The 23,374-nt window shown below is 67.7% G+C and carries 19 protein-coding genes; 7 read left to right on the forward strand and 12 right to left on the reverse strand.

Going from position 1 to position 23,374, the window contains the following annotated elements:
• Positions 1 to 178: 178 nt before the first annotated feature.
• Together MC380_RS01565 and MC380_RS01570 are read right to left on the reverse strand one after the other, a co-directional pair.
• Positions 179 to 2,281, reverse strand: a complete 2,103-nt coding sequence (locus tag MC380_RS01565) for a M13-type metalloendopeptidase (protein ID WP_242162633.1) — start codon at positions 2,279 to 2,281, stop codon at positions 179 to 181.
• Positions 2,282 to 2,434: 153 nt separating this feature from the next.
• Positions 2,435 to 2,800 carry a DoxX family protein gene (locus tag MC380_RS01570; protein WP_242162635.1) on the reverse strand — a complete coding sequence of 122 codons (366 nt, stop codon included), beginning with the start codon at positions 2,798 to 2,800 and terminating at the stop codon, positions 2,435 to 2,437.
• A gap of 356 nt (positions 2,801 to 3,156) precedes the next feature.
• On the opposite strand from MC380_RS01570, the gene MC380_RS01575 reads away from it, so the two are divergent.
• Positions 3,157 to 4,539 carry a DEAD/DEAH box helicase gene (locus tag MC380_RS01575; protein ID WP_242104428.1) on the forward strand — a complete coding sequence of 461 codons (1,383 nt, stop codon included), beginning with the start codon at positions 3,157 to 3,159 and terminating at the stop codon, positions 4,537 to 4,539.
• 90 nt (positions 4,540 to 4,629) lie between these two features.
• Here MC380_RS01575 and MC380_RS01580 read toward each other — a convergent pair whose 3' ends face one another.
• The 7 genes from MC380_RS01580 to trxA all read right to left on the reverse strand — a co-directional run bounded on the left by MC380_RS01580 (position 4,630) and on the right by trxA (position 13,630).
• Positions 4,630 to 6,459, reverse strand: coding sequence for a DUF885 family protein (locus MC380_RS01580; protein ID WP_242162637.1), 1,830 nt, complete (start codon positions 6,457 to 6,459; stop codon positions 4,630 to 4,632).
• A 92-nt stretch (positions 6,460 to 6,551) separates the two neighbouring features.
• Entirely contained in the window at positions 6,552 to 8,378 is a 1,827-nt protein-coding gene (locus MC380_RS01585) for a DUF885 family protein (RefSeq protein ID WP_343223513.1), read from the reverse strand.
• A 101-nt stretch (positions 8,379 to 8,479) separates the two neighbouring features.
• Complete coding sequence (locus MC380_RS01590; protein WP_242162638.1) at positions 8,480 to 9,250, reverse strand: queuosine precursor transporter; 771 nt, start codon at positions 9,248 to 9,250, stop codon at positions 8,480 to 8,482.
• Between the two features lie 157 nt (positions 9,251 to 9,407).
• Positions 9,408 to 10,124, reverse strand: a complete 717-nt coding sequence (locus MC380_RS01595) for a DUF502 domain-containing protein (protein WP_242162640.1) — start codon at positions 10,122 to 10,124, stop codon at positions 9,408 to 9,410.
• 42 nt (positions 10,125 to 10,166) lie between these two features.
• The gene (locus tag MC380_RS01600) at positions 10,167 to 12,200 is read right to left on the reverse strand and encodes a bifunctional serine/threonine-protein kinase/formylglycine-generating enzyme family protein (protein WP_242162642.1); all 2,034 of its coding nucleotides are present in this window, start codon (positions 12,198 to 12,200) and stop codon (positions 10,167 to 10,169) included.
• A 79-nt stretch (positions 12,201 to 12,279) separates the two neighbouring features.
• A complete protein-coding gene (locus tag MC380_RS01605) occupies positions 12,280 to 12,711 on the reverse strand; it encodes a DUF4442 domain-containing protein (protein ID WP_242162820.1) in 432 nt (143 codons plus the stop codon).
• A gap of 46 nt (positions 12,712 to 12,757) precedes the next feature.
• On the reverse strand, positions 12,758 to 13,630 hold the full coding sequence (trxA, locus tag MC380_RS01610) for a thioredoxin (RefSeq protein WP_242162644.1): 873 nt from the start codon (positions 13,628 to 13,630) through the stop codon (positions 12,758 to 12,760).
• A 145-nt stretch (positions 13,631 to 13,775) separates the two neighbouring features.
• Here trxA and MC380_RS01615 point away from each other — a divergent pair, with 145 nt between their 5' ends.
• A complete protein-coding gene (locus tag MC380_RS01615; RefSeq protein ID WP_242162646.1) occupies positions 13,776 to 14,360 on the forward strand; it encodes a DUF998 domain-containing protein in 585 nt (194 codons plus the stop codon).
• On the opposite strand, the gene MC380_RS01620 is transcribed toward MC380_RS01615, so the two are convergent.
• Together MC380_RS01620 and MC380_RS01625 are read right to left on the reverse strand one after the other, a co-directional pair.
• Positions 14,329 to 14,574 carry a SemiSWEET transporter gene (locus MC380_RS01620; protein ID WP_242162648.1) on the reverse strand — a complete coding sequence of 82 codons (246 nt, stop codon included), beginning with the start codon at positions 14,572 to 14,574 and terminating at the stop codon, positions 14,329 to 14,331. The genes MC380_RS01615 and MC380_RS01620 overlap by 32 nt on opposite strands.
• A gap of 18 nt (positions 14,575 to 14,592) precedes the next feature.
• Complete coding sequence (locus MC380_RS01625) at positions 14,593 to 15,903, reverse strand: amidohydrolase family protein (protein WP_242104420.1); 1,311 nt, start codon at positions 15,901 to 15,903, stop codon at positions 14,593 to 14,595.
• 96 nt (positions 15,904 to 15,999) lie between these two features.
• Here MC380_RS01625 and leuS point away from each other — a divergent pair, with 96 nt between their 5' ends.
• The 5 genes from leuS (at position 16,000) to rsfS (ending at position 21,684) form a co-directional block, all read left to right on the forward strand.
• Positions 16,000 to 18,726, forward strand: a complete 2,727-nt coding sequence (gene leuS, locus MC380_RS01630) for a leucine--tRNA ligase (RefSeq protein WP_242162650.1) — start codon at positions 16,000 to 16,002, stop codon at positions 18,724 to 18,726.
• Positions 18,727 to 18,952: 226 nt separating this feature from the next.
• The gene (gene lptE / locus MC380_RS01635) at positions 18,953 to 19,483 is read left to right on the forward strand and encodes an LPS assembly lipoprotein LptE (RefSeq protein WP_242104418.1); all 531 of its coding nucleotides are present in this window, start codon (positions 18,953 to 18,955) and stop codon (positions 19,481 to 19,483) included.
• A 22-nt stretch (positions 19,484 to 19,505) separates the two neighbouring features.
• Positions 19,506 to 20,534, forward strand: a complete 1,029-nt coding sequence (gene holA / locus MC380_RS01640; RefSeq protein ID WP_242162651.1) for a DNA polymerase III subunit delta — start codon at positions 19,506 to 19,508, stop codon at positions 20,532 to 20,534.
• A gap of 51 nt (positions 20,535 to 20,585) precedes the next feature.
• Positions 20,586 to 21,218 carry a nicotinate-nucleotide adenylyltransferase gene (nadD, locus tag MC380_RS01645; RefSeq protein WP_242104416.1) on the forward strand — a complete coding sequence of 211 codons (633 nt, stop codon included), beginning with the start codon at positions 20,586 to 20,588 and terminating at the stop codon, positions 21,216 to 21,218.
• 55 nt (positions 21,219 to 21,273) lie between these two features.
• Complete coding sequence (gene rsfS / locus MC380_RS01650) at positions 21,274 to 21,684, forward strand: ribosome silencing factor (RefSeq protein WP_242162657.1); 411 nt, start codon at positions 21,274 to 21,276, stop codon at positions 21,682 to 21,684.
• Between the two features lie 73 nt (positions 21,685 to 21,757).
• Here rsfS and MC380_RS01655 read toward each other — a convergent pair whose 3' ends face one another.
• On the reverse strand, positions 21,758 to 23,305 hold the full coding sequence (locus MC380_RS01655) for an alkaline phosphatase PhoX (protein ID WP_242162658.1): 1,548 nt from the start codon (positions 23,303 to 23,305) through the stop codon (positions 21,758 to 21,760).
• Positions 23,306 to 23,374: the final 69 nt, after the last annotated feature.

A 23,374-nucleotide genomic window follows, 5' to 3' on the forward strand; every position in this document is an offset into this window, starting at 1 on the left:
CGGCGAAGTTTAACAAGGCCCCGCATATCCACCTGAACACCGGAATCACGCGCGGGCGATCCGGTTCTGCGCAGCTCTCCGCAACCGGCCGCGCATCCCAGCCGCGCTCAAAAGGAAAGGCCCGGACGAGCCGGGCCTTTCCGCACTCCCGTGGGGGAGGCTCACCACTTGCGATGCGTCACCAGATCTGGATGCTCTTGTCGCCGTCGCGCACCATCTTGTCGCCGGCCTTGCACTGGAACGCCTTGGCGAACGCGGGCATGTTGGACGGCGCGCCGATGGCACGGAAGTTCGCAGGCGCGTGCGGATCGGTGGTCAGGCGCACGTTGAGTTCTTCCGGCTTGAAGCTGCGGCGCCATACCGTGGCCCAGTTGGCGAAGAAGCGCTGGTCGCGGGTCATGCCGACCTCGCTGCTGCTCTGGTCCGGCTGCGCCCGCTGCAGGGCGTCGTAGGCCACGGCCAGCCCGCCCAGGTCGGCGATGTTCTCGCCCAGGGTGAGGTTGCCGTTGACATGCTTGCCGGGCATCGCCTCGTACTCGTCGAACTGCTGCACCAGCTTGTTGGTCAGGTTCTTGAAGCCGGTGCTGTCGGTCTCGGTCCACCAGTTCTCGAAGTTGCCGGTCGGCCCGAACCGCGATCCCTGGTCGTCGTAGCCGTGGATCATCTCGTGGCCGATGACCGCGCCGATCCCGCCGTAGTTGTAGGCATCGTCTGCCTTGGCGTCGAAGAACGGCGGCTGCAGGATCGCGGCCGGGAACACGATCTCGTTCTGCAGCGGGTTGTAGTAGGCGTTGACCGTCTGCGGGGTCATGCCCCACTCGGTCTTGTCCACCGGCTTGCCGATCTTGGACAGGTTCCACTTGTAGTTGAATTCGTTGGCCGCCAGGACGTTGCCGATGTAGCTGTCGCGGCTGGTCTGCAGACCGCTCCAGTCGCGCCACTTGTCCGGATAGCCGATCTTGGGCGTGAAGCTGGCCCACTTCTCCATCGCCTTCTTCTTGGTATCCGGGCTCATCCACGCCAGGTTCTCGAGCCGCACCTTCAGCGCGTCGCGCAGGTTCTGCACCAGCTTCTCCATCCGCGCCTTGGACTCGGCGGGAAAGGCCACCTTCACGTAGATCTGGCCGAAGGCTTCGCCGGCCTGGTTCTCGATGGTGTCGAGCACGCGCTTCCAGCGCTCCTTGATCTGCGCCTGGCCGCGCATGGTCTTGTTGTAGAAGTTGTAGTTCTCCTGCACGAACGCATCGCTCAGGAAGGGCGAAGCGCTGTCGACCATGTGGAAGCGCAGATAGCTCTTCCACTGGTCCACCGGCATGTCGCCCAGGGCCTTGCTCACTTCCTGGTGGAAGGCCGGGATGGCGAGCGAGAACTTCGCAGGTGCAGCGATGCCCTGGGCCTTGAAGAATTCGGTCCAGGAGAAGTTCGGGGTGAGCTTGTCGGCCTCGGCCGCGCTGACCGGGTTGTAGTACAGCGACACGTCGCGCGAGAGTTCTTCGCTCGACTTCGACGCCTTGGCCAGGCGCGTTTCAAAGGCGACCACGTCCTTGGCCTGCTTGGCGGCGTCGGCGGCGGGGACGCCGGAAAGCTCGAGTACCTTGGCCACGTGCTGCTCGTACGCAGCCAGCTTGTCCTTCTTGTCCGCGTCGAAGTAATAGCCCTTGTCCGGCAGGCCCAGCCCGCCCTGGCTGGCGTAGGCGATGTTCATCGCCGAGTCCTTGAAGTCGGCTTCCGGGCCGAAGCCGAACAGCTGGCCTTCGCCCTTGGCGTACGAGGCGCGCAGGTAATTGGCGACCGCGGCGCCGTCGGTGAGCGCATCGATCTCGGCCAGGCGGCTTTCCAGCGGCTTGATGCCCTGGGCGTCGATCTTGGCCTGATCCATACCGGTGGCGTAGAAGTCGCCCACGATCTTGTCTACGCCCGTGGCATCGCTCCTGGCGGCAGCCTGTTCGGCCAGCTGGTGCTGGATGCCGTTGGACCGCTCGTCGAGCATCTCGAACGCGCCCCAGCTGGTGCGGTCGCCGGGAATCTTGTTCGCGGCCAGCCACTTGCCGTTGACATAGCCGGCAAGGTCGTCGCACGCGTTCTTGGTGGTGTCGAGGTCGGCCACGTCGAAGCGGTTGACCGGCGGCAGCTTGCTCTCGTCGAGCGTGTAGGCTGGTGCGTCTGCCGGTTTCGCGGCGTCGGCCGAGGCGGTCGCCGCCGGGTCCGCTGCGCGGTTGCAGGCGGCCAGCGCCAGGGTGATCGACAGGGACAGCAGCAGGAACTTCGGGGTTTTGCTCACGTGGGACGGGCTCCGCTCGAGTGGGGTCGGCCCCGGCTGGGGCAGGTCGCGCGACTCTACGCGCCGGGGCCGCCGCCAGCGAATGTCGAAGGTCATGCGGGGCGGCCGCGGGGCTCGCGCTTCGCGGGGCCTGCGGGCGAGAGTGCGTGACGGCTAGCGCCGGTGGCGGCGGTGGTCGCTTCCCGCAGTCATGGCGAGCAGCAGCAGGCCTCCGACGAAGCCGATGTTCTTCATGAAGTGCAGCAGCTGGGCGCCCTGGGCCTGCCCGGCCAGGCCCCAGAAACGGTGCGACAGCGCCGCATCGGCCAGCATCAGGATTGCGGCGAGCGCCGCGGTTACGCGCAGCTTCCAACCCCAGGCGAGCAGCAGGCCCAGCACCAGCTCGATGGCGCTGAAGGTCAGGGTCGATCCCGGCGTCGGAACGCCCTTGTACGCGCCCCACAGCCGGTAGGCGCCCATCACGATGAAGACGCTGGCCATGAGCAGCCGCGCCATCGTGGTTCCCGGATGTCGTTGCATCGGTGGATGCTCCCGATGGATCGGGCGCACAGGGTCGCACACCTGCGCAGCGGTCGCATCTGCCAGTGGCGGCGGATTCCGGCGCTTGAGCAAAGGTGTGGTTCAGGCCCCGGGTGGCGGCGCGGGGCGCATTCGCGTAGAGTGCGCCCCGTACCGCGCACGGCTGGTCCGTTTTTCCAGGCAGCCCGCCGCCGATCCAGGCTCGATGAGCCATCGCCGGCACTTCCCCGCACGTCTTTCGTCGCGCAGACACGATCCGGAGCATCCGGCATCGTCAAACCCTACTCGCAGCGCGGTTTTGGATAGCTCCGGGTAACGCTTCGCGCCATCGCGCGCAGCTTCCAATGGAGTTCCACATGACGTTTGAAACCCTCGGGCTTTCGCCCGCGCTGCTGCGTTCGCTTGCCGAACACGGTTACACCTCCCCGACCCCGATCCAGGTGCAGGCGATCCCGCTCGCGCTGGGCGGCCACGACCTGCTTGGCGGCGCCCAGACCGGCACCGGCAAGACCGCGGCCTTCGCCCTGCCGCTGCTGCAGCGCCTGTCGAAGGAGACCCCGCCCAAGAACACGCACATCAGCGGCGGGCGCAAGCCACGCGCGCTGGTGCTGGTGCCCACCCGCGAACTCGCGGTGCAGGTGGCGGAAAGCTTCAAGACCTACGGCAGGCATCTGCGCCTGAACGTGACCACGCTGTACGGCGGCGTGGGCATGCAGCCGCAGATGGACAACCTGCGCCGTGGCGTCGACATCCTGGTGGCCTGCCCGGGCCGCCTGCTCGACCACCTCGAGCGCGGCACCGCCAAGCTCGACGCGGTGGAAGTGCTGGTGCTGGACGAAGCCGACCGCATGCTGGACATGGGCTTCCTGCCGGCGATGAAGCGGATCCTCGGCCGCGTGCCCAAGGACCGCCAGACCATGCTGTTCTCGGCGACGTTCGAAGCGCAGATCAAGGCGTTGGCCATGGAATTCATGCGCAATCCGCAGCAGGTGCAGGTGGCGGCACAGAACACCATCGCCGAGACCATCGTGCACCGCGCCCATCCGGTCGATGCGGTGAAGAAGCGCGACCTGCTGGTCGAGATCCTGGCCGCGCGCCATACCGAGCAGGTGCTGGTATTCGGCAAGACCAAGCATGGCTGCAACCGCCTCGCCGAGCAGCTGGAGCAGGCTGGCTTGCCGTCGGTCGCAATCCACGGCAACAAGAGCCAGGCGCAGCGGCAGAAGGCGCTGGCGCAGTTCAAGTCCGGCAAGGCCCGGATCCTGGTGGCGACCGACGTGGCCGCACGCGGCCTGGACATCCCCAATCTGCCGCTGGTGATCAATCACGATCTGCCGATGGTGGCTGAAGACTACATCCACCGGATCGGACGCACCGGCCGCAACGGCGCCACCGGCGAAGCGCTTTCGCTGGTCTCGCCGGAAGAGGGCGCGTTGCTGCGCGACATCCAGAAGGTACTCAAGGCCGAGATCGAGATGCAGGTGGTGCGCGGCTTCGAGCCGAGCCGCCCGATCCGCCTGGACGTGGCCAGACCGCCGAACGGTGGTCGCGGCCAGCAGGCCCGGGCCCAGCCGGGTCGTGGCAAGCCCGCCGGCCAGCAGCCCCCGCGCCGCAGCGGCGCACCGGGCAAGCCTGCGCACCGTGCGCATGGCAAGCCGCAGTCGCGCGGCGCGCAGGCCCATGCAGGTCCCAAGCAGCATCGCGGTGGCGGCAATGCGCGGCGCGACGTGCGCGCATAAGCGCACACCCGCATCCTGGGGCAAAAGAAGAAGGCCGGCATTGCCGGCCTTCTTCCGTTGGGGAACCGCGCGGGCGCGAAACAGGCCCGGTCAGGCCGCCTTCTTCGCGGCAATCCAGCGGTCGATCTTCTGTTCCAGCACGTCCAGCGGCACCGAGCCGTCCTTGAGTACCTCGGCATGGAACTCGCGGACGTCGAACTTCGGCCCAAGCTCCTTTTCTGCCTTCGCCCGGACTTCCTTGATCTTCAGCTCACCGATCTTGTACGCCAGCGCCTGTCCGGGCCAGGCGACGTAGCGCTCGGCTTCGGCGGTGGCCTGGGTTTCGCTTTCGGCGGAGTTGTCGAGCATGTACTTGATCACCTGCTCGCGGGTCCAGCCCTTGCTGTGCAGGCCGGTGTCGGTGACCAGGCGGATCGCGCGCCACAGCTCGTTCTGCAGGTAGCCGAAGTAGTTGTAGGGATCGGTATAGACGCCCAGGTCCTTGCCCAGCGACTCGGCGTACAGGCCCCAGCCTTCGGCGAACGCGGTTTCGCCGCCCCAGCGCCGGAACGTCGGCATGTCCTTCAGCTCGATCTGCAGCGCCAGCTGGAAGTGGTGGCCCGGAATCGCCTCGTGCAGGTACAGGTCCTCGGCGTCCCAGGTCTTGCGCGTGGGCAGGTCGTAGGTGTTGACGTAGAAGATGCCCGGCCGGCTGCCGTCCTCGCTCGGAATCATGTATTCGCCGCCGGCGGCGGACTTCTCGCGGAACGGCTCGATCGGCCGGATCTCGAACGGCGCCTTCGGGACCAGCGAGAACTGCTCGGGAATCTTCTGGTTGATCCTGTCTTCCAGCGCGCGGTAGTGCTCCAGCAGCGCCTTCTGGTCCTTGAAGCTGAAGCGCGGATCGGTCTGCATGAACTTGAAGAAGTCCTGCATCGATCCCTCGAACTTGACCTCGGCCATGACCTTGCGGATCTCGCCATGGATGCGCGCGACCTCGTCCAGCCCGATCTGGTGGATTTCGGCCGGCGACTTGTCCGTGGTGGTGCTCTGGCGCGCGTTGAACGCGTACCAGGCGGCGCCGTTGGGCAGCTTGTCCAGGCCCACGCTGTCGCGGGTCTTGGGCAGGTATTCGTTGGCGATGAAGTCGCGCTGCTTCTGGTAGGCAGGGTTGATCTGCTCGAGGATCAGCTTGCGGAACGCCTCGGTCAGGCGGGTGCGGTCGGCCTCGGGGAATTCCTTCGGCATGCTCGTGATCGGGCCCCAGAACAGGGATTCCTCCGGCTTGTCCTTGATCAGCGCGTCGAGTTGCGGGATCACGTCCTCCATCAGCGCGCGCGGCATGACCACGCCGGTCTTCATCCCTTCGCGCATGTTGGCGATCTCGGTGTCAAGCAGCACCGGCAGGCGGCCGGCGCGTGCCAGCCAGTTGTCGTAGTCCTTGACCGTCTTGAACGGCTGCGCACCGGTACCCGAGCCCAGCTGCACCGCAAGCGTCGCGGTGCTGCGCATCTGGTTGACCGGCATCTGCCAGTCGGGGTACTGAAAACCTTCCAGCGTGTCCTTGGAATCGGCGACGAAGATTTCGTAGCTGAGCAGGTCCTGTCCGCTCAGTCCGGCCGAGCCGATCGCTTCGGCCTTCTTCAGCCATTCTTCGGTGAACTGCTGCATCTGCTGGCGGTAGGCCGCCGAGCCCGAATCCGGCAGCTGGTCGTTGTAGCGGTTGTCGCCGGTGAACGTTGCAATCACCGGGTTGAGCTTGAGCAACGCTTCCCAGTAGTCCGCGTAGAGCTGCTTGAGCTGGGAAGCCTTCGCGGCGGCGTCCGCGGTGCTGACGTTGGCGGTTGGCGTGGTCGTCGCGGCATCGGTGGACGGCGCGCGGTCGCAGGCGGCAAGCGCGCCGGCGATGGCAAGGGAGAGCAGAAGCGGGCGTAGCGTCACGTGGGATCTCCTGGTGGAAGCGATGGAACTGCGGTGTGTATCGATGGGTTATGGATTGGAAGGCGTCGTTGCGCGGACGCAGCAGATGGGATTCAAGGCATCTGCTTGGCGCGTCCGCTCGCCCAGCGGTCGATCTTCTGCTCCAGCACGTCGAGCGGGACCGAGCCGTCCTTGAGCACTTCGGCGTGGAACTCGCGGACGTCGAACTTCGGCCCAAGCTCCTTTTCAGCCTTCGCCCGGACTTCCTTGATCTTCAGCTCGCCGATCTTGTAGGCCAGGGCCTGCGCGGGCCAGGCGATGTAGCGTTCGGCTTCGGCGGTGGCCTGGGTTTCGCTTTCCGCGGAGTTGTCGAGCATGTACTTGATCACCTGCTCGCGGGTCCAGCCCTTGCTGTGCAAGCCGGTGTCGGTGACCAGGCGGATCGCGCGCCATAGTTCGTTCTGCAGGTAGCCGAAGTAGTTGTACGGATCGGTGTACACACCCAGGTCCTTGCCCAGCGACTCGGCATACAGGCCCCAGCCCTCGATGAAGGCGGTCTCGCCGCCGAAGCGCCGGAACTTGGGCAAGTCGGTCAGTTCCTGCTGCAGCGCCAGCTGGAAGTGGTGGCCCGGGATCGCCTCGTGCAGGTAAAGATCCTCGGCGTCCCAGGTCTTGCGCGTGGGCAGGTCGTAGGTGTTGACGTAGAAGATGCCCGGCCGGCTGCCGTCCTCGCTGGGGCTCATGTACGAACCGCCCGCAGCGGACTTGGCGCGGTAAGGCTCGACCGGGCGGATCTCGAACGGCGCCTTCGGGACCAGCGAGAACTGCCCGGGGATCTTCTCGTTGATCTTGTCTTCCAGGGAACGATAGTGCTCGAGCAGCGCGCCTTCGGTCTTGTACTCGAATCGCTTCTGGGTGCGCATGAACTTGAAGAAGGCCTGCAGGTCGCCCTTGATGCCGACCTGGCGCATCACCTTGCCGATTTCGCCGTGGATGCGCGCGACTTCGTCCAGCCCCAGCTGATGGATCTGCGCCGGCGTCATGTCGGTCGAGGTGCTGTTGCGCACGTTGAACGCGTACCAGGCCGCGCCGTTGGGCAGCTTGTCCAGGCTCACGGTCGTACGGGTGGCGGGCAGATACTCATCGGCGATGAAGGCACGTAGCCTCTTGTACGCCGGCATCACCCGCTGACCGATCATGTCGCGGTACGCGGCGGTCAGGCGCTGCTTGTCGGCATCGCTGAAATCGGCCGGCATGCTCCTGACAGGTCCCCAGAACAGCGTGTCTTCGGGCCGGTCCTTGATCAGCGCGTCGAGCTGCGGGATCACCTTCTCCATCAACGGCCTGGGCTGGACGACCCCTGCTGTCATGCCTTCGCGCATGTTGGCGATCGAGGTGTCGAACAGCGCCGGCAGCCGGTTGCCGCGTGCCAGCCAGTTGTCGTAGTCCTTGACCGTTTTGAACGGCTGCGCACCGGTGCCCGAGCCCAGCTGCACGGCGAAGCTGGGCATGCCGCCCATCTGGTTGATCGGCTGCATCCAGGTGGGGTACTGGTCGGCTTCGAGCGAGTTCCTCGCATCGCGCACGAAGATCTGGTAGCTCAGCAGCGCCTGGCCCTGCAGGCCGTCCGCACCCATGGCTTCCACCCGCTGCAGCCAGTCCTGGGTGAACTTGCGCGACTGCGCGCGGAACTGCGCGGTGCCGAAGTCGGGCAACTGGTCGTTGTAGCGGTTGTCGCCCTGGAACGTGGCCTGGACCGGATTGAGCTTGAGCAGCGCTTCCCAGTAGTCCGCGTACAGCTTGTCCAGCCGCGCGGCCTTGTCCGAGCGCGGGAAGGCGAGCTCGTCGGCCGTGCCCGTGCGGGTGCCGTCGAGAGCCGTGGTGGCGCAGCCGACCAGGGCGATCGCGAGGGCGGCGGCGAGCAGGACGCGTACGGGCATGGGGGCTCCGGGGGCAGGGCAAACCCCAAGCCTCGCCGCTGCGAGGCGACGGGCCATGGGCCAAAGGTCACTTGCGGCGCATCAACGCTGCCGATTGCGGCTCAAAGCGCGGCCTGGTGGCGCAGTTCCGTGGCGCGCTGGGCGCCGAGGTAACGGGTGATGGCCCGCCGCATCAGGTACAGCAGCGGGATCATCGCCACGGCCGCGCCCATCTTGTAGACGTAGTTGACGCTGCCGATGGCGAGGAACTGTGGCATCGGCCAGTGCTGTGGCCCCAGCACGAAGGCGATGTACAGCACCACGAAGCTGTCCACCAGCTGCGATACCGCGGTGGATCCGGTCGCACGCAGCCACACCCAGCGCTCGCCCGTCGCCTTGCGGATGCGATGGAACACGCTGACGTCGATCAGCTGGCCCAGCAGGAAGGCGATGATCGAACCGACGATGCTCCACTGGCCCTGGCCGAACACCGCCGCATACGCCGCCTGGTAATCAGGCACGCCCTGTTCCTGCGCCGCGCCGACCCACCAGCCTGCAGGCGCCAGCGCGATGCCGGCGAAGGCGAACACGAAACCGTACGCGATCAGCGCCACCGCGATCCACGACACGAAGCGCACGCCACGCATGCCGAAGAATTCGTTGATCACGTCGGTGAACACGAACACGAACGGCCACAGCAGGGTGCCCACGGTGAAGTTGAGCGAACCGCTCTGGCCGAACAGGTTCCACTCGAACGGCGCCAGTCCCAGCGTCTCCTCCAGCGCGAAGATCTTGACCCCGATGAACTCCGCCAGCACGGCGTTGACGCAGAAGAAGGCAGCCAGGCCGATGTACAGACGGGTGGCGCGGTCGTCGAGGGGTCGCTGGGTCATGGCTTATAGGTCACCAATCGAAGAAATGATGCGGCCGTGCTGCGCGCGCGGCGTCGACGCGATGCGGCAAGTAGCCGGACCATGCTTCATCGATGTCGACGATGCCCGCTACGAGGCAGGGCGTACGCATCCCCGGATGCGCGCAGTGCCGCACCGGTCAGCGGTCCGGCACCGGAGGCGCCGGCACCGAGAACGGAATCGAGTCGGGCGACACCGCGCCGCCGGAGATGATGAAGCTCATCGCCTGGTCCACGGTCCAGTCGGTGGGCGTCATCTTTTCGACCGGCACGATCTCGAGGTAGCCCGAAGTCGGATTCGGCGTGGTGGGCACGTACACCGCTGCCAGTTCGCGCCCGCTGCCGTGCTCCCGGATCACCCGGGTCACGAAGCCGACCGATTTCATTTCGGTGTGCGGGAAGTCGATCAGCACCACGCGCTGGGTGCCGTCGGGCGCGGTCTGCAGGATGTCGAGCAGTTTGCGGGCGCTGCCGTAGATCGTGTTCGCCAGCGGCACGCGCGCAACCAGCGCTTCGAACCAGCGCAACAGGCGCTGGCCGAATACGCGCCGCGCCATCACCCCGGACAGCAGGATCACCGCCAGGGTGGCCAGCAGTCCGATGGACATCTGCACCCAGGCTTGCTGCAGCCATGCGAACGCCTGCGGGTTGGTCACGGCGAGGTTGCGCAGCAACGGATCGACCAGCGGCCGGCTGGTATCCGAGAGCAGCACGAACACGAACTTCACCACCACCCAGGTCAGCCAGATCGGCAGCAGGGTGAGCACGCCGGTCAGGAAGATCTTCTGCAGGCTGGGGCGTTGCGGATTGTGCGTGCGTGGCGGAATCGCGTGCGGCGGGACGGGGGGCGTGGTCATGCCGCGATTGTAGGCGGGAGGCGAGCCGCCCATGAGCGGGCGCTAGAGATCCCGTGCGAGACGGAAACCGACATCGTCGTAGCCGCGGTCGGGCTGCAGGCGGCGCTCGGCTTCCTCGCCCGCGCCGTCGCCGATGGCCAGGCGCTGCGCGCAGGTCTCGCCGCAGGCGTCCGACCAGGAGCCGATCGCGCCGCTGCCGGCGGCCGGGGCCGCACGCAGTTCTTCCGCGCTGGCCAGCCGGTAGCGCCGACCATCCCGCGCGCCCAGCCAGCGCGCATAGGCTTGCGCGTCCTGCCAGGACACGCAGACTACCGGCTGTTGCGGAGTCTGTTCGAAGCCGGGCGACGTCCAGTCGCGCGGTGCCAGGATCCGCAGCAGCGAGCCCCGTTCGCGACATCGGGCCGGTGGTCGTCGGCTGACTTCGGCGAAGCGCGCATAGTCGCCGCGGCTGACATTTCCGTCGGCGATCGCGACGCTTCCTGCCCGGGTACGCAGCAGGGTCCAGCCACGTTCGCGAGGCATCGGCTGCGCGGCGACTCGTTCGGCCTGTGCAGCGATGGCGATCGTGGTCCCGCGCAGGCGCGATGGATCGAGACCGAGCTTGCGCGCGTCCGCGACGATGCCGGCTACCGCATCCCGGTCCCCCTTTTTTACGGCTTCGTCGACACGCGCCTGCAATGCATCGGTGACTTGCGATTCCATCCGCAGCAGGGCCTGCGGCTGCGTGGCCCCGTTGGCTCTGGGCAGGGCAATACGCTCGGACAGCGCGCGCGCGCGCGTCATCGCTTCCACGGCGGGCGCGGTTTCGCCGCGTCCGAGGGTGCGGACCGCTTGCTGGGCGAGCGCGGCGATCAGTTCGCCCGCAACCGGGGCCAGGCGCGGGTGGGTGGGATCGGCCTGCGCAGCGGTCATCAGGCTTTCGTAGGCGTTGTCGCCCCGGGGCGTGGTCCAGCGCTCCTGCTCGATCTGGGTTTCGGCGGCCACGAGCCAGCGCTCGGTGGCAGATTCGGGCAGGGGACGCTTCAAGGTATCCAGGCCATCGACGGCCAGCGCCTGCGTCCCCTGCTGCGCGGCCGCCCCGGATGCCGGTGACGTACTGCCGGCTGCCGGCGTTGCGGAACCAGCCACGCCGCGTTGCGGCGAGCCCCAGGGCCAGGCCATGAAACCGGCCACCAACGCGAGCAGCACCGCGGCGGCCCCTGCCCAGGGCAGCCAGCGTTGCGCGTCGCCCGAAGTGCCGTGGGCGTGCTCCGGCACCTTGGCGAGCGCCGCGCGCATTTCCTTCGCGCTGGCGAATCGCGCCTCCGGCGTCTTGGCCAGCGCGCGATCGAAGAACTTCTGCCAGTGGCGCAGCTCCGGCGGCAGGCGCGGGATCGGTTCCTGCGCGTGCTGCAGGGCCATCGAGAGGGCATCGCCGGCGTTGTACGGCAGGCGTCCGGTGAGCATTTCCCAGCCCAGCACGCCCACGCTGTACACATCCGCGCGACCGTCGACGTTGTGCCCGCGCGCCTGCTCTGGCGGCATGTAGGCGGTACTGCCGACGGCCAGGCCGGCGGTGGTGACGCGGGTGCCATAGCCGCGGCGCAGGGCGATGCCGAAATCGGCCAGCAGCGGCCGGTCGGCGTCGTCGAACAGCACGTTCTCGGCCTTGACGTCGCGGTGCACCACCCCGCGGCTGTGCGCGTATTCGAGCGCGGAGAGCAGGGCATCGAGGATCGAGCGTACCTGCGCCGGATCGGCGCCGAAGGCGCGCTGGCCCACGTGCCCGCGCGCCAGGTAGGGCATGGCGTAGTAGGGCAGCCCGTCACGGGTGCGGCCGACTTCGAAGATGCCCACGATGTTGGGATGGTCGAGCCGGGCGATGGTGCGTGCCTCGTTCTCGAAGCGCCGGCGGCTGATCTCGTCGGTCAGCGCCTCGGGCAGCATCACCTTCAGCGCGACTTCCCGGTCGAGCGAGATCTGGCGCGCGAGGTACACGGTCGACATGCCGCCATAGCCGAGCACGCGCTGCAGCCGGTATCCGAAGATGTCCGGCAGCGCGGGATTCTGGCCCGAAATGGATGGGTCGCGATTCATGTCGTCCCCGGGTCGACAGCGGCGAGGATACGCCGCGCCGCGGGCCGGCAACCACCGGCCGGCGGCTTCCCGCATGGTTTCAACGGTTTTTGCGACGGACGTACAGCTGCTTGCGCACGCGCACGACGGGGTCGCCTGCCTGGTCCAGCACTTCGGTTTCGAACCAGTGGAGCACTTTGCCCCCGTCCGCGGTGGCGCGGCGCAGTTGGTCCAGCACGTCCTGGTCGAGGTCGAAGCTTGCGCGCACCGTACTGCGGCCGGGTTTGAGGAACACGATCTCGGCGGCCTGGTCCCAGACGATGTAGTCGCGGCCCAGCGCGTGCATCACCAAGACCATCCAGAACGGATCCGTCATCGCGAACAGGCTGCCGCCGAAGTGGGTCCCCACGTAATTTCGGTTCCACGGTCGCATGCGCAGTTCGACCCGGGCCTGGCGGAAGTCGTCGGCGAGTGCGGTCACCCGGATCCCGGCGAACAGGAACGGCGGCCAGAGGTTCAACAGCCGGCGCAGATTGGCCGCGGAGAGCTGCCTCACAGGGGCGGGCGTCCGACGGCGCTCAGACCAGCAGCAGCGAGGACATCTTCCTGCGGTAGCGGCCGACCAGATCCTCGTCCTCGACCACGCGGAAGGCATCGATCAGCGCCTTCTTCGGCAGTCCGTCGTTCCAGTCGCGGTTGCGACGCAGCATCTCCAGCAGCTGCTCGAGCCCGGCTTCGGCGTTGCCGGCCACGAGTTCGTGCGCACCCAGCAGGTGCCGCGCGCGCAGATCGTCCGGATCCGACGCGATCGCCGCCTGCAGGGTCTGTGCCGGCGGCGCGTCCTTGAGCAGGGCGGCAAATCCCAGGCGCGCGCGCGCCTTCACGGCGCGCTCGTCGGTGGACAGGTTGGCGGGCAGGGCGTCGAGCAGGGTTTCGGCCTCGGCCGCCGCGCCGGTCTTCAGCAGCGCCAGGGCCAGGTCCAATCGGTGCCCGGCCTGGTCGGGCTCGGTTTCCACCAGCTTGCGCAACCGCACCACCTCGGCATGCGGGTCGGGCGGCGGCGCTTCCGCTTCGATGGTCGGTTCGGCGGCTTCGGCCGGCGCGATCCCGTGGTGGGTGAGGAATTCGCGCACCTGGCCTTCGGGCAGCGCGCCCTGGAAGCCGTCGACGATCTGCCCGCCCTTGACCAGGAAGACGGTGGGGATCGAGCGGATCTGGAAGGCCGCGGCGATCTGCTGTTCGTGCTCGGTGTCGACCTTGGCCAACACGAACCCGCCATTGAACTCGGCGGCCAGCTTCTCCAGGATCGGCCCCAGGGTCTTGCACGGACCGCACCAGTCCGCCCAGAAGTCGACCAGGACCGGGGTTTCCAGCGATTTCGCCAGCACCTCGGTCTCGAATCCGGCGGTGGTGGCATCGAAAACGTGGGGATTGCGTACGTCTGCGGGCATCGGGGGATCCGGGGTGGGAGCGGACCGAGATTGTGCCAGCCGCCTCGCGATGCAAGTCCGCGCTCGCCGAAGCCGGCATTTCCGGCGCAAGGCATGATTGGCGCGGAAAGATGGCCCAGCGAGGGGTCCGATGGGTGGGAGCACCATGCACGAATTACAGCGCCGCCTGCCATGGCTGGCAGCGCTGCTTTGGTTCGCCGCGGTGGCGGGTTTCGGCATGGCCTCGCCGGGCTACTCGCAGCTGGTGCATCCGGTGGCGCTGCTGGGGGCCCGCGGCGAGCCGCATGCGCTCGCCTTCAATCTGCTGGGGTTCCTGGCGCCGGGCGTGATCCTGGCGTGGTGCGCGTTCGCCTGGCGTTCGGCCGCGACTGCGGACGGCTGGATGGCGCGGATCGGGCTGCAGCTGTCGATGCTGTCGGCCCTCGCCTTCGCCGCGCAGGGCGTGCTGCCGCTGGATCCCTACAACCTGCTCGCGCCCGCCAGCCGCCTGCATGCCGTCGCGTGGACGCTCTGGTGGGTGGCGTTCGTGCCGGGCGCGCTGCTGCTGGCGGCCGCCGTCGCGCGTCGGCGCCTGGCCGGCCTGGCGTTCGCGCTGCTGTTGCCGGCGTGCGCGCTGTACGGCGTGGCCCTGATGCCCGCGCCGCTGGCTCAACGCATCGCCTTCGCCCTGTGGTTCTGCTGGTGGCTGCTGCTTCCCGCTAACCGTGGCGCAGTTTCATCGCGAGGATGACCGAAGCGAGCACGAAGGTGATCGCGTTCGACACGATCATCGGCCATGAGCCGAGCACCAGACCGTAGCCGAACCAGAACACGACGCCGATGGTGAACACCACATACATCCCCAGCGAGATGCCCCGCGTGTCGCGCGTGCGGATGGTCTTGAACGCCTGCGGGACGAAGGCGATGGTGGTCAGGGTCGCGGCGACGTAGCCCAGCCATTCCATCTTGCTTCTCCTGCAGGGTTACTGCGTCGGCGTCTTGTACACCACGCCATCCTTCATCACGAAGTCGACGTTCATCACAGCGTTGATGTCGGCCAGCGGATCGCCAGGAATGGCGATGATGTCGGCGCGCTGCCCGGCTTCCACCACGCCCTGGTCCTCGACGCCAAGTACTTCGGCGGCGCGGATCGTGGCCGCCTGCAGCGCGTATGCGGCCGGTATGCCGGCCTCGTGCATATAGACGAATTCGCGCGCGTTGTCGCCGTGCGGCCCCACGCCCATGTCGGTGCCGAAGGCGATCTTCACGCCCGCCTTGTAGGCCTTGGCCGCGGTGTCCTGGATCTGCGCGCCGATGCGCGCAGCCTTGGGCCGTACGATTTCGGGGAAATAGCCGTCGACCTTGGCCTTGTCGGCGACAAAGCGACCGGCGTAAATGGTCGGCACGTACCAGGTGCCCTTGCGTTTCATCAGCGCCATCAGCTCCTCGCTCATGTAGGTGCCATGCTCGATGCTGGTCACGCCGCCCTCGACCGCCCGGCGCATGCCTTCCTCGCCGTGCGCGTGTGCGGCGACCTTGTAGCCGTAGTCCCGCGCCGTGTCGACGATGGCGCGGACCTCTTCCACGGTGAACTGCGGCGCGTCGCCTGATTTTGCGTAGCTCAGCACGCCACCGGTGGCGGTGATCTTGATCACGTCGCTGCCTTCCTTGTAGCGCTGGCGCACCGCCTGGCGGGCCTCGTCAATCGAATTGACCACGCCCTCGGTCGGGCCGGGCGGGCCGACCAGGTGCGAGAGCTCGGAGTTGTAGCCGTTGGTGGGGTCGGCATGGCCGCCGGTGGTGGCGATCGACTTGCCGGCGGCGAAGATGCGCGGTCCCCTGACCAGGCCCTGGTTGATCGCGTCGCGCAGGTGCGGGGCGACTTCGCCGCCGAGGTCGCGCACGCTGGTGAAGCCGGCCATAAGGGTCTTTTCCGCATATCCGACGGCGCGGAACGCGAAATCGACGTCGTCCAGGCGGAAGCCTTCGGAATAGCTCTGCGGACTGGACTGGCTGGCCATGTGCACGTGCAGATCCGTCCAGCCCGGGCTGCAGGTACGGCCGGACAGGTCGATCGCGGTCGCGCCCGGCACCTGCACCTTGCCGGGGAGCACTTCGGCCACCTTGCCTTCGCGAACCACCACCGTGCGTGCGTCCAGCAGCTGCCCGCTGCGGCTGTCGAACAGGCGTTCGCACTGCAAGGCTTGCGCAGGCGCGGGCGCCGGAGGCGCCGCGGCTACCTGCACAGAGCAGACCAGCCCCAGTACGCCAGCCACGCAGGACGCTGTTCTCATGTCCGACTCCGTCGAGAGGAGGGGCGATGGTGCCACGCATGGCAGGGTTTTGTGCGCTGCGGTAGGCTGTCCGGCCGCTTCCACGCCCAGTCTTCCGTGCCCTCCGAGCCCGCCGCCTACGATCCCCGGACCATCGAGCCCGCCGCCCAGCATTTCTGGGAGGCCACAGGCGCCTTCGAGGTGGACGAATCCTCGCCCAAGCCCAAGTACTACTGCCTGTCGATGCTTCCGTACCCCTCGGGCGCGCTGCATGTGGGTCACGTGCGCAACTACACCATCGGCGATGTGATCAGCCGCTACAAGCGCATGACCGGCTACAACGTGCTGCAACCGATGGGCTGGGACGCGTTCGGGCTGCCGGCCGAGAACGCCGCGATTAAGAACAACACCGCGCCGGCCAAGTGGACCTACGCCAACATTGCGCACATGCGCGAGCAGCTCAAGGCGATGGGGTATGCCATCGACTGGACGCGTGAATTCGCCACCTGCACGCCCGAGTACTACGTGCACGAGCAGCGCATGTTCGTGCGCCTGATGCAGCAGGGCATCGCCTACCGCAAGAACTCGGTGGTGAACTGGGATCCGGTCGACCAGACCGTGCTGGCCAACGAGCAGGTGATCGACGGCCGCGGCTGGCGCACCGGTGCGGTGGTGGAGAAGCGGGAAATTCCGCAGTGGTTCCTGCGCATTACCGACTACGCGCAGGAACTGCTCGACGGACTGGATGCGCTCGACGGATGGCCGGATTCGGTCAAGACCATGCAGCGCAACTGGATCGGTCGCAGCGAAGGGCTGGAGATCCAGTTCCGCATCGAAGGCGAATCCGAGCCGCTGACTGTGTTCACCACCCGCCCGGACACGCTCATGGGCGCAACCTTTCTGTCGATCGCGGCCGAACATCCGCTGGCGGTGAAGGCCGCCGCAGCGGACCCGGGGCTGGCGGCGTTCATCGCCGATCTGCGCAAGGGCGGCACGTCCGAAGCCGAGCTCGAGACCCAGGAAAAGCGCGGCATGGACACCGGCCTGCGCGCGCTGCACCCGGTCACCGGCGAGGAGCTACCGGTGTGGGTCGCCAACTTCGTGCTGATGGGCTACGGCACCGGCGCGGTGATGGCGGTGCCGGGCCACGACCAGCGCGATTGGGAATTCGCCAAGGCCTATGGGCTGCCGATCCGGATGGTGGTCGTTCCCACGGCCGTCCGCGACGCGCTGGCGCAGGTCACCGCCGATATCGGCAGCGACGCCGATCCGATGGGCGCGGCGCTGGGCGAACGCGCGCCGGTCGATGCCTACGACACCGGCGCCGCGGTACAGGTGGTCCAGGATTTCGTGCGCAGTGTGCAGGAAGAGGGCGCCTATACCGAGCGCGGCTTCCTGGTGAACTCCGACGAATACAACGGCATGGACTTCCAGGCCGCGTTCAAAGCGCTGGCGGCGAAGTTCGAAGCCGAAGGCCGCGGCGCGCGGCGGGTGAACTTCCGCCTGCGCGACTGGGGTGTCAGCCGCCAGCGCTACTGGGGATGCCCGATCCCGGTGATCTACTGCGACGCCTGCGGCGCGGTGCCGGTGCCCGAAGACCAGCTGCCGGTAGTGCTGCCCGAAGACGTCGCCTTCAGCGGCGTGCAGTCGCCGATCAAGGCCGATCCGCAATGGCGCAAGACCACCTGCCCGCGCTGCGGCGCGGCCGCCGAGCGCGAGACCGATACCTTCGATACCTTCATGGAGTCGAGCTGGTATTACGCGCGCTACACCTCGCCGGGTGCGGAATCGATGGTGGACCGGCGCGCGAACCACTGGCTGCCGGTGGACCAGTACATCGGCGGGATCGAACACGCGATCCTGCACCTGATGTACTTCCGCTTCTACCACAAGCTCATGCGCGACGCGGGTCTGGTGGACAGCGACGAGCCGGCCACGCGCCTGCTCACCCAGGGCATGGTGGTGGCTGAAACCTTCTATCGCGAGAAGGCGGATGGGTCCAGGGACTGGGTCAATCCCGCCGACGTCGAGCTGCTGCGCGACGAGCGCGGCCACGTCGCCGGCGCGACGCTGAAGGCCGACGGCCAGCCGGTGGCGATCGGCGGCATCGAGAAGATGTCCAAGTCCAAGAACAACGGTGTCGATCCGCAGCTGCTGATCGATCGCTACGGCGCGGACACCGTGCGCCTGTTCTCGATGTTCGCGGCGCCGCCAGAGCAATCGCTGGAATGGAGCGATGCCGGAGTCGAGGGCATGGCGCGCTTCCTGCGCCGCCTGTGGCGGGAACTGCACGCGCACGTGGCCCAGCCCGATCATCCCCCGGTCGATCCGCCTGCGCTGGATGCGGTGCAGAAGACCCTGCGCCGGCACGTGCACGAAACCATCGCCAAGGTGGGCGACGACTACGGTCGCCGCCATGCCTTCAACACCGCGATTGCCGCGCTGATGGAACTGCTCAATCATGTCGGAAAGTTCACCGACATGAGCGACCAGGGCAGGGCGGTGCGGCATGAGGCGTTCGAGGCGATCGTGCTGCTGCTCAATCCGATCACGCCGCATTTCTCGCATGCCGCATGGCAGGCGCTGGGCCATCCGGAGACGCTGCTGGAGGACGCGCCCTTTCCCAAGGCCGATCCGGCTGCACTGGTGCGCGACGCGGTGACCCTGGCGGTCCAGGTCAACGGCAAGCTGCGCGGGCAGATCGAAATGCCGCTCGACGCCTCGCGCGAGGCGATCGAAGCGGCCGCCATGGCCGAACCGCGGGTGGCGATGGTTCTCGAGGGCCTGGCGGTGCGCAAGGTGATTGTGGTGCCCGGCAAGATCGTCAATATCGTGGCGGGGTAAGCCCCTGTAGTGGCTTACCCCCTGAAGTTTCGCGCCGAAACTTTGGGCCCCACGCCTTGGCCTCCATACCCCCATTCGCACTGCGCGCGAGACGTTCCTCCCGTTGGAGCGGCGTCAGCCGCGATTGCTTGGCCAAGCCAATCGGTACAAGCCCCTTCGCGGCCCGCCTGAACCCGATACGCACGCCAGCCTTGCCGCATACCGCCGGCTCGTCCAGACTTCGCGCATGACCAGATTCCTGTTTGCGGCCGTGGCCGCGCTTGCACTCTCCGCCTGCGGGTTCCATCTGCGCGGGGCGCTCGAGCTGCCCGCGGATGTCGGCGAGATCCGGGTCGTGGCGAAAGATCCGTACAGCCCGCTGGCCGAGTCGCTGGCCCAATCGCTGGATCGCGTCGGCGGACAGGCCAGGGCCGACGGACCGAAGGAAGGCGTGTCGACGCTCAACATCCTGTTCGAGAAATGGGGCAATACGCCTATCTCCGTCGACGTGCAGGGCCGCGGCCAGGAGTTCAGCCTGCGCTACGCCACTATTTTCGATCTGCGCCGTGCCGACGGCACGGTGGTGGTACCGGAGCAGTCGATCGAACTGTCGCGCGACTACATCTCGGTGCCGACGCGGTCGGAAGGAACCGAGAGCGAGCGCGAGATCCTCACCCGCGAAATGCGTCGCGAAATGGTCTCGGCGATCCTGCGCCGGATCGACGCGGTGACCAAGGCGCCGCAGCCTGCCGCGTCCAGCACTGTGGAATCGCCCTGACGGGCATCGCGCCACTTCCGCCATGGAGTTGACGCCCGAACGCCTGGTCGCGCAGCTCGACAACGAAACGCTGCGCCCGGTGTACCTGATCGCTGGCGCGGAGCCGCTGCGGGTGCTGGAGGCGGCCGACGCCGTCCGCCTGCGCGCGCGGGCGCAGGGCATCGGCGAGCGCGAAATCTTCGACGTCGATGCCAGGTTCAACTGGAGTCTGCTCGAAGCCAGCCTGCACGCGCCCAGCCTGTTTTCCGCGCAGCGGTTGCTGGAAGTCCGCCTGCCCAGCGGCAAGCCTGGCACCGACGGGGCCAAGGTCCTGGGCGGGTTCTGTGCCGATCCGCCTCCGGACGTCGTGTTGCTGGTGACCTGCGACGAGTGGAGCCGCCAGCATGGTGGCAAGTGGAGCGAGGCGATCGCGCGTGTCGGCCATGTGGTCGTGGCCTGGCCGGTCAAGGCGCACGAATTGCCGGAATGGATCGAACGCCGCATGCGTGCGCGCGGCCTGCGCGCAAATCGCGATGCGGTCCAGGTGCTGGCCGAGCGCGTCGAGGGCAACCTGCTCGCGGCGGCGCAGGAGATCGACAAGCTCGCGCTGCTGGACGAAGGCGCGACGATCGATGCTGCGCGCATGGAATCGCTGGTGGCGGATGCCGCGCGCTTCGACGTGTTCCGACTGCTCGATGCCGCGATGAATGGACAGGGCGCCCACGCAGCGCGGATGCTGGCCGGCTTGCGCGCCGAGGGCATTGCGGTACCGGCGCTGCTCGGGATGGTGGCGATGGAGTTGCAGCGTGCTGCGGCGTTGGCCCAGGTGCAGGCCCGTGGCGGAAACCTGGCGGCGGAATTCAAGGCGCAGCGGATCTGGGATTCCAAACAGGCCGCGTACAAGCGCGCGCTGGCGCGGCACGATGCCGCGCGCTGGGACGAGTTCGTCGCCCGGATCGGTCGCGTCGACCGCGCCGCGAAGGGCCGGGGGGACGGCGATCCCTGGCAGCAGCTGGAACGGGTGCTGCTGGCGGTGGCGGATGCGAAGGCCGCACGGCTGGTTGCGGGCTGAGATGTCTTTCTGGATGAAGTGCGCGGCTCGCAGGCCGTGACCGCTGATCGCATGCTACGCATCCTGTATGGCGGAACCTTCGACCCCGTGCACTGCGGGCATCTGGGCGTCGCCCGCCATGCGCGCGATGCGCTGGACGCCGAGGTCCGGCTGATGCCCGCGGCTGATCCGCCGCACAAGGGACCCACGCATGCGAATGCCGCGCAGCGTAGCGCCATGCTGCAACTTGCAGTCGCTGACGAGCCCGGCCTGTGCGTGGACCTGCGTGAGCTGCAACGCGATGGTCCTTCGTATACGGTGGATACGCTGCGTGCGCTGCGTGCTGAAGTCGGCCCCGGCCAGCCGTGGGCGATCCTGGTCGGCGCCGACAGCTTCTGTGCGCTCGACAGCTGGAGCCGCTGGCGCGAACTGTTCGACCTGGTCCATCTCGTGGTGGCAGCGCGTGCGGGCAGCGCGCTCGGGGAACTCTCCGGGCCCGTATCGGAGGCCGTCGCGGGCCGCTGGGCGCGCTCGCCGCAGGAGCTACATGCCTCGGCGGCAGGCAGGGTCTTCATCCTGGACCAACCGATATTCCCGCAGTCGGCCAGTGCCCTGCGGGCCCGGATCGCCGCCGGCGAACCCTGGCGCGACTGGGTTCCGGCGGCGGTCGCGGGCTACATCGACCGTCACGGGCTCTACCGATGATCCGCCGGTATAATTTCCCCGCGGATTTCCGCGCCGATCGCGAGCACCAGCGCCCTTGACCAGCAACGCCCAAGTCATCAAGACCCGTCTTCCCAACCCGCCGCCGCCGGTCGATGTCCTGCTCAGGCAGGTGCATGCCGCGGTCGAGGAACTCAAGGCCAGGGATACCGTCGAGATCGACGTGCGTGGCAAGAGCAGCGTCTGCGACTACATGGTGATCACTTCGGGCACCTCGACCCGGCACGTCAAGTCGATCGCGGACGAGGTGGTCAAGTTCGCCAAGAAGCTCGACGTGCAGCCGCTGGGCGTCGAGGGCGAACGCGAGGCCGAGTGGGTCCTGGTCGATCTGGGCGACGTCGTCGTGCACGTGATGCTGCCGCGGGTGCGCGAGTTCTATGCGCTCGAGCGTTTGTGGACGGTCGGCGACCAGCCACCTGAGGTCGATCTCTCCGAAGCGGGCCGGTAAGAGCATTCCACCGCATCCGAAAGAAAAACGGCGCCTTGTGGCGCCGTTTTCATGTTCCGGGCTTACGTAACGCCTACAGCGGGCCGTGCAGCCACGGCCCGGTGATGGCGAAGGTGATGCCGGGCGTCTGGATGTTGACGAACAGCGTGCGGCCGTCGGGACTCCAGCATGCGCCGCAGAACTCGCTGCCGCGATGGTCGCCCTCCTCGACCTGCTTGTCTGCGCCGGCGATCTGGGTCGAGGTGAGCTCGACGTTGTTCTTGCCCAGGTAGAAGGATTCGCCGCCGCGGGTCAGGCCGATCAGGCGCGCGCCAGGTCCGTACTGGTCGGGACTCTCGCCACCGTCCTCGCACAGCACCACGCCGCCGCGCGGGCTGACGGTGATGTTGTCGGGATTGTGGGCCGCCAGCTGGTTTCCGCTGACGAACAAGGCCTTGAGACGCTGTGTGGCGAGGTCGAGCACCCAGACCGATCCATTGCCGCGTCCCTTGCGGCCGCTGCTGTCGGTACCGGTACTGGTATCGATGATGAACATCTTCCCGTGCGCGTACCAGATGCCCTCGCCGCGGCTCATGCGCAGGCCGCCCTCGGCCCAGCCCTGCGCGAACGGGCCGCTGAGGGTGTCGCCGGCAGAGACATCCGGAAAGCCGGCAGGAGCGACGATGCTGTCCAGATCCGGATCGGGGAGGTCGACCCATTCCAGGTCGAACACGTCGCCGATCGAGGCCACCGTCAGGTCGGCGTTGGGCCGGCCCTTGGCGCGCGCGGCCTGCAGCTGGCCACCGTTTTCCAGGGAGCCGTAACGTCCGCTGCGGTCGTTGGGAACGAAACGATAGAGGCCCGACTTGTTGCGATCGTCTTCGGTCAGATAGACGTAGCCGGTGCGCGGATCGATCGCCACCGCCTCGTGCGAGAAGCGCCCCAGGGCGATCAAAGGCCGGCCGTTGGTACGCTCGGCGTCGGGGTGCACCTCGAACACGTAGCCGTGCTTCTTGCCGGCGCTGGAGACAGCGTTGGTCTTGACCTCCTCGCAGGTGAGCCAGGTACCCCACGGGGTCAGGCCGCCGGCGCAGTTCACCACCGTGCCGCCGAGGCTGGCTTCCACGCCCAGCCATTCGCCGTTGCGGTAGCGCAAGGTCGTGGTGCCGCCGCCGGCGAGATTGCCGCCCCCGACGTCGCCGGTGTCGTACACGCCGGGCGCGCCGATCGGGTTGGAAACCGCTCCGCGCTCGTGGTTGCGGATCAGCACGAGTTCCGGGCCATGTCCCTGGCCGCGTCCATTGCGGCCGACGCCGTGGGCGTGGCCACGACCGGTGGCCATGACCGCCATGCCGTCGTGACGGTCGGGGCAGGGCTGGCCATCGGCCATGACGTCGCCGCTCCAGGCGAAGGTGCTGTAGGCGAAGCCCGGCGGCAGCTGCAGCAGCGACAGTCCCGTGACCGCATCGGCAACCGGCGCCAGCGGTCCGTACGGACTGGGTACCGGCGCGAGCCGGGCCGGGTCGCCGGCCGCGATCGCCTGGCGCGAATACAGGCCGCCGAGACTGCCCACGGTACCCATGGCCATCATCGCGGCTGAGCCCTTGAGCAGCTGGCGGCGGGACGGGTTGATCGAATTCATCTGTCGCACTCCTGGCGGTTCGCTGGGGGAGCGCAGACCGTAGGCGCCGTGGATAACGCAGCGATGACA

Origin of the sequence: Lysobacter sp. M15 (genome assembly GCF_022662515.1) — a bacterium.
Taxonomy (GTDB): Bacteria; Pseudomonadota; Gammaproteobacteria; order Xanthomonadales; family Xanthomonadaceae; genus JAKPBU01.

What these genes read in the sequence shown, in the direction of transcription:
- MC380_RS01625 (WP_242104420.1), bottom strand. Translation starts at nt 15,903, where the DNA reads ATGAGAACAGCGTCCTGCGTGGCTGGCGTACTGGGGCTGGTCTGCTCT.
- MC380_RS01575 (WP_242104428.1), top strand. Translation starts at nt 3,157, where the DNA reads ATGACGTTTGAAACCCTCGGGCTTTCGCCCGCGCTGCTGCGTTCGCTT.
- holA (WP_242162651.1), top strand. Translation starts at nt 19,506, where the DNA reads ATGGAGTTGACGCCCGAACGCCTGGTCGCGCAGCTCGACAACGAAACG.
- MC380_RS01600 (WP_242162642.1), bottom strand. Translation starts at nt 12,200, where the DNA reads ATGAATCGCGACCCATCCATTTCGGGCCAGAATCCCGCGCTGCCGGAC.
- MC380_RS01655 (WP_242162658.1), bottom strand. Translation starts at nt 23,305, where the DNA reads ATGAATTCGATCAACCCGTCCCGCCGCCAGCTGCTCAAGGGCTCAGCC.
- MC380_RS01585 (WP_343223513.1), bottom strand. Translation starts at nt 8,378, where the DNA reads ATGCCCGTACGCGTCCTGCTCGCCGCCGCCCTCGCGATCGCCCTGGTC.
- MC380_RS01615 (WP_242162646.1), top strand. Translation starts at nt 13,776, where the DNA reads ATGCACGAATTACAGCGCCGCCTGCCATGGCTGGCAGCGCTGCTTTGG.
- MC380_RS01620 (WP_242162648.1), bottom strand. Translation starts at nt 14,574, where the DNA reads ATGGAATGGCTGGGCTACGTCGCCGCGACCCTGACCACCATCGCCTTC.
- trxA (WP_242162644.1), bottom strand. Translation starts at nt 13,630, where the DNA reads ATGCCCGCAGACGTACGCAATCCCCACGTTTTCGATGCCACCACCGCC.
- nadD (WP_242104416.1), top strand. Translation starts at nt 20,586, where the DNA reads ATGCTACGCATCCTGTATGGCGGAACCTTCGACCCCGTGCACTGCGGG.
- lptE (WP_242104418.1), top strand. Translation starts at nt 18,953, where the DNA reads ATGACCAGATTCCTGTTTGCGGCCGTGGCCGCGCTTGCACTCTCCGCC.
- MC380_RS01595 (WP_242162640.1), bottom strand. Translation starts at nt 10,124, where the DNA reads ATGACCACGCCCCCCGTCCCGCCGCACGCGATTCCGCCACGCACGCAC.
- MC380_RS01570 (WP_242162635.1), bottom strand. Translation starts at nt 2,800, where the DNA reads ATGCAACGACATCCGGGAACCACGATGGCGCGGCTGCTCATGGCCAGC.
- MC380_RS01590 (WP_242162638.1), bottom strand. Translation starts at nt 9,250, where the DNA reads ATGACCCAGCGACCCCTCGACGACCGCGCCACCCGTCTGTACATCGGC.